The sequence below is a fragment of the Paenarthrobacter sp. NPDC090520 genome, from assembly GCF_044769205.1.
GTDB lineage: Bacteria > Actinomycetota > Actinomycetes > Actinomycetales > Micrococcaceae > Arthrobacter.
The window spans coordinates 49,146-58,675 of record NZ_JBIVXM010000026.1; the positions used below are offsets into that span (position 1 = coordinate 49,146).

11 protein-coding genes are annotated in these 9,530 nt (G+C 60.9%); 7 read left to right on the forward strand and 4 right to left on the reverse strand.

Annotated features, from left to right (window positions below):
- Positions 1-60: 60 nt before the first annotated feature.
- Positions 61-234, forward strand: a complete 174-nt coding sequence (locus tag ACIQTZ_RS21710) for a hypothetical protein (RefSeq protein ID WP_402983954.1) — start codon at positions 61-63, stop codon at positions 232-234.
- Between the two features lie 69 nt (positions 235-303).
- Here ACIQTZ_RS21710 and ACIQTZ_RS21715 read toward each other — a convergent pair whose 3' ends face one another.
- Entirely contained in the window at positions 304-1,245 is a 942-nt protein-coding gene (locus tag ACIQTZ_RS21715) for a LysR family transcriptional regulator (protein WP_400336547.1), read from the reverse strand.
- A gap of 122 nt (positions 1,246-1,367) precedes the next feature.
- Here ACIQTZ_RS21715 and ACIQTZ_RS21720 point away from each other — a divergent pair, with 122 nt between their 5' ends.
- From ACIQTZ_RS21720 to ACIQTZ_RS21730, 3 genes are read left to right on the forward strand one after another with little or no spacing between them, the layout of a single operon-like run.
- On the forward strand, positions 1,368-2,360 hold the full coding sequence (locus ACIQTZ_RS21720) for a DUF1852 domain-containing protein (protein ID WP_402983957.1): 993 nt from the start codon (positions 1,368-1,370) through the stop codon (positions 2,358-2,360).
- A gap of 20 nt (positions 2,361-2,380) precedes the next feature.
- Positions 2,381-3,427 (forward strand): methionine synthase, encoded by a 1,047-nt coding sequence (locus ACIQTZ_RS21725; protein WP_402983960.1) that lies wholly within the window; start codon positions 2,381-2,383, stop codon positions 3,425-3,427.
- Positions 3,428-3,429: 2 nt separating this feature from the next.
- Entirely contained in the window at positions 3,430-4,002 is a 573-nt protein-coding gene (locus ACIQTZ_RS21730; RefSeq protein ID WP_402983963.1) for a flavin reductase family protein, read from the forward strand.
- A 115-nt stretch (positions 4,003-4,117) separates the two neighbouring features.
- Here ACIQTZ_RS21730 and ACIQTZ_RS21735 read toward each other — a convergent pair whose 3' ends face one another.
- The gene (locus ACIQTZ_RS21735) at positions 4,118-5,293 is read right to left on the reverse strand and encodes a phosphotransferase (protein WP_402983966.1); all 1,176 of its coding nucleotides are present in this window, start codon (positions 5,291-5,293) and stop codon (positions 4,118-4,120) included.
- Between the two features lie 85 nt (positions 5,294-5,378).
- On the opposite strand from ACIQTZ_RS21735, the gene ACIQTZ_RS21740 reads away from it, so the two are divergent.
- Positions 5,379-5,828 (forward strand): MarR family winged helix-turn-helix transcriptional regulator, encoded by a 450-nt coding sequence (locus ACIQTZ_RS21740; RefSeq protein WP_402983969.1) that lies wholly within the window; start codon positions 5,379-5,381, stop codon positions 5,826-5,828.
- Between the two features lie 92 nt (positions 5,829-5,920).
- Here the strand turns inward: ACIQTZ_RS21740 and ACIQTZ_RS21745 are convergent, their stop codons facing one another.
- Both ACIQTZ_RS21745 and ACIQTZ_RS21750 read right to left on the reverse strand, forming a co-directional pair.
- Positions 5,921-6,202 (reverse strand): hypothetical protein, encoded by a 282-nt coding sequence (locus ACIQTZ_RS21745; protein ID WP_402983972.1) that lies wholly within the window; start codon positions 6,200-6,202, stop codon positions 5,921-5,923.
- On the reverse strand, positions 6,199-7,731 hold the full coding sequence (locus ACIQTZ_RS21750) for a hypothetical protein (protein WP_402983975.1): 1,533 nt from the start codon (positions 7,729-7,731) through the stop codon (positions 6,199-6,201). The genes ACIQTZ_RS21745 and ACIQTZ_RS21750 overlap by 4 nt, the downstream gene beginning before the upstream one ends.
- A 397-nt stretch (positions 7,732-8,128) precedes the next feature.
- Between ACIQTZ_RS21750 and ACIQTZ_RS21755 the strand changes: the two genes are divergently transcribed.
- Both ACIQTZ_RS21755 and ACIQTZ_RS21760 read left to right on the forward strand, forming a co-directional pair.
- The gene (locus ACIQTZ_RS21755) at positions 8,129-8,923 is read left to right on the forward strand and encodes an amino acid ABC transporter ATP-binding protein (protein WP_402983978.1); all 795 of its coding nucleotides are present in this window, start codon (positions 8,129-8,131) and stop codon (positions 8,921-8,923) included.
- Positions 8,924-8,925: 2 nt separating this feature from the next.
- The coding region (locus ACIQTZ_RS21760) for an amino acid ABC transporter permease (protein WP_402983981.1) at positions 8,926-9,530 on the forward strand (605 nt) is incomplete at its 3' end.

A 9,530-nucleotide genomic window follows, 5' to 3' on the forward strand; every position in this document is an offset into this window, starting at 1 on the left:
GAATCTTTAGGGAGGCCATCATGGATGTAAGGAGTCCTGCGCTGTGAACCGGGGGCGGCCATGATCCAGGCTTTGCTCTGCAAACTGAACATCCGGCACGAATGGCACGTCGAACACGCCGACGATGGAACGGTGTACCGGCGGTGCCGTCGATGCGGCAAGGACGACGACGAACGCGGCAAAGGGATCCACGGTGATTTCGGCTCATGGGCAGGTCCCGGAGGGACAGGCTGAAACCTCGGTCAACTGCTCAGCGGCCTCCGCAGGTGGCGGCCAAACTGACACCGTCCGCTGAGATTTCAGTCAGTCGAGTAGCGCTACGCCAAACTCAGCTACGACGGCCCGCAATTCCCCAAGGTAGCGCTGCGCTTGGTCGGTCAGCGGAATCGCGGCGTGACCGATCCAGCCAATCTCGATGCGTTCGTCGACGTCGAGCGGGATGGCAACGATCTCCGGGTCCAGCTGCCCGCTGATGATGCCCGTCGAGATCGTGTAGCCGTGGAGCCCAATCATGAGGTTGAAGATGGTGGCACGGTCAGAGACCCGGATCTCCTGCTTACTGGACAAGGTGGAGAGGATCTCCTCGGCGAAGTAGAAGGAGTTGTTCGCACCTTGGTCGAAGGTCAGCCGCGGCAAGCCGGCCAGATCGTCGAGTGTCGCTCGCTCTTTTGCGGCGAGCGGGTTCTTCCGTGAAATGAAAATGTGTGGATCTGCGAGGAAAAGCGGTGTGAACGCCAGCCCGGATTCCCGGAGCAGCTTGTCGATGACCTTCCGGTTGAAATCGTTCCGGTAGAGGATACCTACCTCGCTGCGGAGCGTACGGACATCCTCGATGATGTCCCAGGTGCGGGACTCACGGAGCGAGAACTCGTATTCGGCCACCTCAGAGGCCTTGACCATCCGGACGAACGCGTCCACCGCGAACGAGTAGTGCTGCGTTGACACCCCGAGCAGACGTCGCGTCGGTGGCCTGCCGAGGTAGCGCTGCTCGAGGAGGGCGAACTGCTCGACCACCTGCCTTGCATAGCCGAGGAACTCTGCCCCGTCCTCGGTGAGGGTGACCCCGCGGGCGGAACGAACAAGGAGAGCACGGCCTACCCGGGTCTCGAGGTCCTTCATCGCTGCGGACATTGTCGGCTGCGCTACGTAGAGCAGATCGGCAGCCGCAGAGATCGACCCCTCCGCTGCAACCTCTATGAAGTAGCGGAGCTGCTGCAGGGTCAATCCGCTCGAAATCTGGGCCATAGGCAAATTCTATATGAATGCATAGCAACCACGAGTTACCTGATACCCATCGAAAGGCTGCACCATGGATACGTCCCCTTCTGAAAGGCCGTCTCCGGCCCATCATCAACGGATTGGCAGCAATGGCAGACGACTTCACCTTCAATATCACCACCACCCCCTTTGACGAGGACTACTCCCCGTCAGAAGGCTCCCGGATCACGACGAACTTCGCCAACCTCGCACGAGGCGAGCACCGCCAGGAGAACCTCCGCAACGCCTTGACCATGATCCGCCGCCGCTTCAACGATCTCGCAGACTGGGACAACCCGGACCGGGACCGTTACAAGCTCGAGCTTGAGATCGTTTCCGTGCAGATCCAGTTCACTGCCGAAGGTACGGATCAGCAGTTCCCCCTGTTCGAGGTTCTCGACATCCAGATCGTCGACCAGCTGAACGGGGTCCGTCACCAAGGGATTGTCGGGAACAACTTCTCCTCCTACGTCCGTGACTTCGACTTCAGCGTCGTACTGCCGGCGGCAACAGCGGAAGCCGGCAAGCCCACCGTTCCCGGGAACTTCGGCGATCTTCACGGCAAACTGTTCCAGCAATTCCTCGATTCCCCGGCCTGCCAGGAACGCTTCCCGCAGCCGCCGGTGGTGTGCATCAGCGTCTCAACGAGCAAGACGTACCGTCGAACGGAGAACCGTCACCCGGTCCTGGGCGTCGAGTACCAGCAGGACGAGTTCTCACTCACGGACGCGTACTTCGCAAAAATGGGACTGCAGGTGCGCTACTTCATGCCACGCGGCAGCGTGGCTCCTCTCGCCTTCTATTTCCGCGGCGACCTGCTCAATGACTACTCCAACCTGCAACTGATCGGCACGATCAGCACCATGGAGACATTCCAGAAGATCTACCGCCCGGAGGTTTACAACGCGAACTCCGCCGCCGCCGTCGTCTATCAGCCCAGCCTGGGCGAGCAGGACTACTCGCGGACGCAGATCGCCTACGACCGCGTCGAGCGCAGTCAGCTGGCGGTCAAGCAGGCGAAGTACACGGAGGAGCACTTCATCACGCCCCACAAGGACCTGCTGGACCAGTGGACCGCCAACTACCCCGCTCTCGTCAACTGACTCACGGAGAATCGTCAATCATGAACACACTTTTGCCCACCACCGTTGTCGGAAGCCTGCCGAAACCATCGTGGCTCGCACAGCCGGAGACTCTTTGGTCCCCGTGGAAGCTGGAGGGAGATGCGCTGCTCGAGGGCAAGCAGGATGCGCTGCGCATCGCGCTCCACGAGCAGAGCCGCCGCGGAATCGACATTGTCAGCGACGGCGAGCAAACCCGCCAGCACTTCGTTACGACCTTCATCGAGCATCTCAGCGGGGTCGACTTTGAACAGCGCAAGACCGTGCGCATCCGCGACCGCTACGACGCCAGCGTGCCGACCGTCGTCGGACCGGTGCGCCGCGAACGGCCGGTATTCGTGGAAGACGCAAAGTTCCTCCGCGCAGCCACCGACCGGCCAATCAAATGGACCCTTCCCGGTCCAATGACCATGGTGGACACGCTCTTCGATGACCACTACAAGAGCCGCGAGAAGCTGGCCTGGGAGTTCGCCGCGATCCTGAACCAGGAGGCTAAAGAACTCGAGGCCGCCGGCGTGGACATCATCCAGTTCGACGAGCCCGCGTTCAATGTCTTCCTCGATGAGGTCAAGGACTGGGGTGTGGCTGCGCTTGAGAGAGCCGCAGAAGGACTGCGCGCTGAGACCGCTGTACATATCTGTTACGGCTACGGGATCAAGGCGAACAATGACTGGAAGGCGACGCTCGGCTCACAGTGGCGGCAGTACGAGGAAACGTTCCCGTTGCTGCAGAGTTCCAGCATCGACATCATCTCGCTGGAATCCCAGAACTCCCATGTGCCCATGGACCTCATCGAGCTCCTCCGGGGCAAGAAAGTCATGCTCGGGGCAATCGACGTCGCAAGCGAGACCGTCGAGACCCCGGAGGAGGTGGCCGACACCCTCCGCAAGGCACTGCAGTTCGTGGATGCGGACAAGCTCATCCCCAGCTCCAACTGCGGCATGGCACCGTTTCCCCGGGACGTCGCACTGGCCAAGCTGAGTGCTCTCAGTGCCGGGACTAACATCATTCGCGAGGAACTCGCCCGTTCCGCCCCCACGGTGTCGTAACGATGTTTCACGCCTACCCCACAGACACGTGGCTTGCGGATCCGAAGCAAAGCTTCCCGTCCTCCCTCTCGGCCGACGAATTCAAGGCACTGTTCCGGGGCCACCCGGGAGGTGTCGCCGTCGTCACGGCGGATGCGGGCGAAGGGCCGGTGGCGCTGACGGTATCCTCGGTTGTGTCAGTGAGTGCGGAACCTCCGTTGCTGATTTTCTCGGTCTCGGCACTGTCCTCGTCGTCCAAGGTGCTTTCGCGCGCCGGAACCGTCGTCGTGCACCTGCTGGATGCGCACGACGTCGACCTGGCTAAGTTTGGGGCCACTCCCGGCGCCGATCGCTTTGACCAGACTCACCGCTGGTCGGCCCTTCCGACCGGCGAAGCGGTGTATGACGATGTCCGCGCCTGGGTGCGCTGCGCCGTCATCGATCGCATGGAGGTGGGGACCTCCACCATCCTGGCCGTTCACGCCCTGGAGTCCCGCGTGCTGCGTGACGTCCAAGCGGGCGAACCCGGCGACGCCCTGGTCTACCACAACCGTTCATGGCACCGCCTGGGCGAGCATTCAAGGCTCGAAGGCTGATTGCCGCCGCGCTAATGCGAGGCGGGAAGCGATAACGCGGACGACGGCGGGAGGGCAACTCCCGCCGTCGTCCTCGTTAACATCGGAACAACTTCCCTGAAGGGCCTCTGCCGGTTCAGTCCGTGGACGCCAGCAGGTCGAGTACGAAGCGGGCCATGTGCACGCGTCCGGCGACCAGGGTGCGGAGTTCGTCGGAGTCGGGTTCGGCCAGGCGCTGGGTAGCTACTGCCGAGAGTCCTGTGAAGAGGGCCATGGATGCCGCGTGGCCTCGACGCACTTCGGCTTCGGAGGTCTCGACGCCGGCGTCGGCCAGGCCCTCGCAGTAGGCCCTAAGGCACAAAGGTTCCAGCCTATAGAGCTCTTCCCCGCTCATCGTGCCTTGGTTGACCAGACCGGCCAGCAACTGGCCAAGGTCAAATCCGGCACAGGCTCCTCCGTACAGGCCCCAGTCGATGACCGCGAACTCCGTGGACGCGCCGTCTGTCCTCTCGATCAGGAGGTTTTGTGGGCTTGCGTCTCCGTGTGCGGGCAGCGCCGGAAGCGCAATGATCTCCTCCATGAGCCCGGCCGCCCGGAGGGTGAGCGAGCGAAGCCCGGCAATCAAGTGCGGATCCGCGGCTTCGGCCACGGCGGGGATCTTCCAAAGGTCATCTCCTTGAATACCGGGGATGAGGAGCATCGCGCCGACTCCTTTGAGGAAGAAGCGCATCCTGTCCGCGTCCTTTTCCACGCGAAGGACCGGGCCACGGTCCTTGACTGCTGTGCTTCCGGCGAGCCTGCCGAGCAGGGTGGCCGCGTCACGGAATCTGTCGTCGTCCCATACTGCGCCCGGGCTTTCGGTGACGTCCTCCATCCACATCGCGGTCCGCTGTTCGTCCGTGTCCTGGATGCTGTAGACCTTGGGGAGCCGGCCGCCTGCAGGCATGGCGTCGGCCAGATCCGAGGCGTACACCTCTGCCTCGGTGCGCCATGGGTAGTGGCGCACCATGTCGCGGCGCATCTGCGGTGGGACCTGCTCGATGCCGCCCCACAGCAGCGGGGATTGGACAAGCTTCACCACCACGCTGAAAGGGGCGGAGTCTTCAGCGGATCCGATCCGGGCAGTTCCATCAACCCGCCAAAGGCCCCCGGTGGTCATGTTGAACATCGGGAAAGTGATCTCCGACGCGTTGGCCGACAGCAATTCCACCGATGGCGCATCCAACGCTGCTGCTGCGATGCCCGCCAGCGCACCCTGGTCGAGGGCTGCGGGGCCGAGTGCGTCCATGTTGTTGAGTACCGCAGCCTTCATGGGTTCGTCCCTCCGACTAGTGGCTGTGGTCGAGCCAACCAGCAACAGTAAACCAGCTTTACTAACTAGATGGTAAAGTTGGTTTATGACCGAGGTCAATGCTTCAGCCCCCGCGGATTCCTTGCCACACATTGCGGCGCTTCTGGGTGGCGCCTTCGGGAACTTGAGATCAGCGATCCAGGCCCGGTCCATCCCCGGACTGCGGCCCTCCCATTACCGGGTGATGTCGTTGATCCCGGCTGAAGGAATCCGCCTCACCGAGTTGGCCGAGCGCGCCACCATTACCAAGGCTGGAATTGGCCAATTCATGAACTACTTGGAACGCGAGGGCTACGTCAGCTTCGCCGGTGATCCGGCGGACAAGCGCGCGAAAATAGTGACCCTGACCCAGCAAGGTCGTGCTGCTGTTGATTTCTCGCTGCACATCATCGCCGCCACCGAAGAACGCTGGGCACAGGCACTGGGCGCCGAACGCTACCGCGAACTACGCCAAGCACTGTTCGAGATAGCAACCACTCCGGGCAACAGGCGCTGACGTCCAGCAGTAGGGTGCAGGTCAACGTCTAGGTCGACCGCCTACCTCTAAACGCATAGCGTTGCACCCCGCAATTAAGTGCTCAGCCAAAATCACGCACGGCTGCGCTTCGTCCACGCCTGCCAATTCGCGTCCGTAACGAACTTGATGCTGGTGAACGGTGCCACGGCCTCATCAAGCCTGATGGCTTCCATGGCAAGATGCCCGTTGAATTCACTGCAAATAATCCTGACCATCCCACCAGCGAACGGATGGTTCCTATATTTGGTGTTGGCAACCGTCCCTTGCATGTCGCATGAGCCCATGGCGATGTAGGTTCCCGGTACATCGATGGTGAATAGGTCGTCCGGGGCTTGGCGAACGACGTCGCTCATTGCTTTCCGTCGGCAACAATCCAGTTGTTGACAATCGCTGAATGAACATCGCGGGCCTGCATGGTTTCCCCTGTATCACCGTTTAATACGGATGTGAGGATTCCTTTGATTCTCTTGCCGTCATATCCATCCGAATGTGTGACAGAGATATTGTTCTTCACCGTGCCATTGGCTGCGTCAAGTCCCAGGGCATACGCTTGCTGGCCCAGTGGACCGCTTCCCTGCAAGCCGGCAGTACGCGAAGTGATCACCAGATTGTTGTACCTGCTCTTACCACTCAGGCGTACGCCAGGATAATTCCCGGGCGTAGGAGCTGGCTTGGACGCTTCGTTGGTCCAGGCAGCATCGTTGACGTACTCGTATGGAATTCCGGGAAGCTTTGCCGGATTGGACCTCGTGTCGCTGTCGGCCAGCATGTTGTTGGCGAAAGCCGAGACCTGTCCGTTGACGCTCTCTGCCTCCACGAACAGGAATCCCTCTCCCCCGCAGTTTTGCGCCTCCGAAGACGCAAACTCGCAGGTGCCACCCACAATCTTGTACCCGGCCGAGGCCCGACGCGTGTTTATCGAACCACCTCCAACTTGCCAACGGTCGAACACCTGACCGCACCAAAACGCCTTGGTGTTGCTGTACCGCGTGGAGCCATTCGCCTGGAGGAAACCATGATGCTCGGATACAGCTACTGTGACATCACTGAGAAAGGTGTCGAAACCGGCCTGGAATCCGTTTCCTCCTGCCCCTTGCGACACAATATTGCGAAACCGGATCTCACCGCCGATCTTGCTGGTCATCGCTGCACTGCCGTACGGGTTTACTACATAGATATTTTCAAGGTGGGCGTACGTATCGCCACCGGCGGTGGCCAGCGGATTCTTGTAGTCAGGCACCATGAGGATGCCGTGGGAGTTGAATTGCCAGTTGTTGGCATCTGCGGGGTGCTTGGTGAGATCACCAATTGCGGCACCCGGCGTCGCGTAATCCAGGACGCCAAAGTCCTGACCCCAACGGTTTCCGTTGATCCTTAGATCGCGGAGAGCCTGGTAGTTGCTTGATGGGCCGGGGCTGTTGACGAAGACCGAACAATTGGCGCCGTCCAGAAGAAAGAAAGTCGTCTTGTTCCAACCGAGTCCCAAAATGGCCACATCGGGAAGCATGACAATCGGCTTTTTCACGCCATAGCCAGTGAGCTGGCTCGCATCACCTTCAAAAATGGCTATGCCCCCACCGAGGCTTGAAATCTGGGACAGAAATGCGTTGATCTCATCGGATTGATCTATGGCCGCCGTGCCTGGAGCACTACCAACCGCCTGCACATTGGGCTCATCGAGCTTACCCCGACTGTACTTCCTATCCCTTACTTGTAGTGTCGGCATGTAGGCCTTGGGCAAGATGCCGAAGTCCGATGCGTAATACGTGCGTTTCGCACTCTTTGTCACGGCCGTAGCTGCCGCAGCAGGCTGTGCCGCGACCACCCCGGCAGCCAAAGCAAGTCCGCCACCCCTGATCAACGCCCGTCGATCCACACTCATACTCCAGCCCCCGCACTCAATGTTCGCGTCTTGGTGTTGCCTAAGGGACAACCACGACGACTGACGCGGCCCAAGCGCACCAACTTCCGGGTGTCCCATGGAACTTGTGTGGCACCAGCGCTGATTACTACGGAGAATCCTGATCTCTTTGACCAGTTGGTGCGATTCGTTTGCACGCCAGGACCAACTACTACGTCTCCAGAATTTTTCTAGTGATGTGTGATCACATATCTAGACAACACGGGTCCTTCTCAGTAGAGTGACGTACAGCACAAAGAATGTGAGGCGGACTACAAGTCAGCCGAACTTCTCAATCTCCCGGAGCTCCGACGGAGCCCACATTCCCAATCGAACGTCGTCAGGGACTAACCGTCCCGCCTATTTGAAGGAACCAAAAATGGGCTTAAGTTTTGGCACGAAAGCTCCCCCTACGGCTCTCACTGGCGAGGTCGAGGTGGCCGGGCTGGGTAAGAAGTATGGGGTCATCCAGGTCTTGAAGGACGTGAACCTGTCCATGGCCGAGGGTGAGGTGGTTTCGATCATCGGGCCTTCCGGTGCGGGCAAGTCAACGTTCCTGCGGTGCTTGAACTACCTGGAGACCCCGTCCGAGGGCACCATCTCCATCGGCGGCGCGAAGGTGGTCGCTGGCGGTTCCAGGCTTCCGGACAAGGCCAGCCTGGATCACTTGCGCCGGGTCACGGGCATGGTGTTCCAAAGCTTCAACCTCTTCCCGCACCTGACCGTGATGGAAAACATCACCCTCCCGCAACGGAAGGTGTTGGGTTCCTCGAAGGAACAGGCCGAAGAAGTCGCCAACAAACTCCTCAAACGGGTGGGTTTGCCGGACAAGGCCTCCGCGTACCCGGCCCGCCTCTCGGGCGGGCAGCAGCAGCGCATCGCGATCGCCCGCGCCCTGGCCCTGTCCCCAAAAGTCATGCTCTTCGACGAGCCGACCTCGGCCCTGGACCCCGAAATCGGCCTCGAAGTCCTCGCCGTCATGCGGGACCTCGCCGATGAAGGCATGACCATGCTGGTGGTCACCCACGAAATGCACTTCGCCCGGGACGTCTCGGACCGGATCATGGTCATGGGCAACGGCGGGGTCCTGGAAATCGGACCCAGCGAACAAGTCATGACCGCCCCGCAGAACGAACGCACCCGGCAATTCCTCAAAGCCGTCCTGGACCGGTAACCATGATCACCCAACTCCTGGCCTCCATCGCCCAAGGCGTCGGCCAAACCCTCTACGTCACCGGCGCTTCCCTGCTCTTCGGGGGGCTCATCGGCCTCGTCCTGGTCGGAGCGGCCCGCTCCCCCATCGGGATCATCCGCACCATTGCGTCCCTGTACATCAACATCGTCCGGGTCATCCCCCCGATCACCTGGCTGTTCCTGATCTACTTCGGCCTCCCCCAATACGCCCTCCGGTTATCCACCATCCAGGCAGCGATCATCGGGTTCTCCATCATCGCTTCGGCGTTCATGGCCGAAATCTACCGCTCCGGGCTCCTGTCCATCCCGGATGGGCAGCGCGAAGCAGCCCACGCCCTGGGCATGAGCAGCGTCACCACTGTCGCGCACGTCATCACTCCCCAAGCGTTCCGCGTCGCCCTGCCCGCGATCGCGACCTACGGCATCGGCCTGCTCAAGGACTCGGCCCTGGCCTCCACCATCGGCGTCCGCGAGATCACCTACTACGCCCAGCAATCAGCCAAGCAAACCCACGAAGGACTGCTCTCCTTCGTCGTCGCCGGCGCCCTGTACATCATCATCAGCCTCATCGTCGCGCTCATCGCCCG

Bases quoted from the DNA above. Each gene is read 5' to 3' on its own strand.
- ACIQTZ_RS21710 (WP_402983954.1), top strand. From the start codon at position 61: ATGATCCAGGCTTTGCTCTGCAAACTGAACATCCGGCACGAATGGCAC.
- ACIQTZ_RS21715 (WP_400336547.1), bottom strand. From the start codon at position 1,245: ATGGCCCAGATTTCGAGCGGATTGACCCTGCAGCAGCTCCGCTACTTC.
- ACIQTZ_RS21720 (WP_402983957.1), top strand. From the start codon at position 1,368: ATGGCAGACGACTTCACCTTCAATATCACCACCACCCCCTTTGACGAG.
- ACIQTZ_RS21725 (WP_402983960.1), top strand. From the start codon at position 2,381: ATGAACACACTTTTGCCCACCACCGTTGTCGGAAGCCTGCCGAAACCA.
- ACIQTZ_RS21730 (WP_402983963.1), top strand. From the start codon at position 3,430: ATGTTTCACGCCTACCCCACAGACACGTGGCTTGCGGATCCGAAGCAA.
- ACIQTZ_RS21735 (WP_402983966.1), bottom strand. From the start codon at position 5,293: ATGAAGGCTGCGGTACTCAACAACATGGACGCACTCGGCCCCGCAGCC.
- ACIQTZ_RS21740 (WP_402983969.1), top strand. From the start codon at position 5,379: ATGACCGAGGTCAATGCTTCAGCCCCCGCGGATTCCTTGCCACACATT.
- ACIQTZ_RS21745 (WP_402983972.1), bottom strand. From the start codon at position 6,202: ATGAGCGACGTCGTTCGCCAAGCCCCGGACGACCTATTCACCATCGAT.
- ACIQTZ_RS21750 (WP_402983975.1), bottom strand. From the start codon at position 7,731: ATGAGTGTGGATCGACGGGCGTTGATCAGGGGTGGCGGACTTGCTTTG.
- ACIQTZ_RS21755 (WP_402983978.1), top strand. From the start codon at position 8,129: ATGGGCTTAAGTTTTGGCACGAAAGCTCCCCCTACGGCTCTCACTGGC.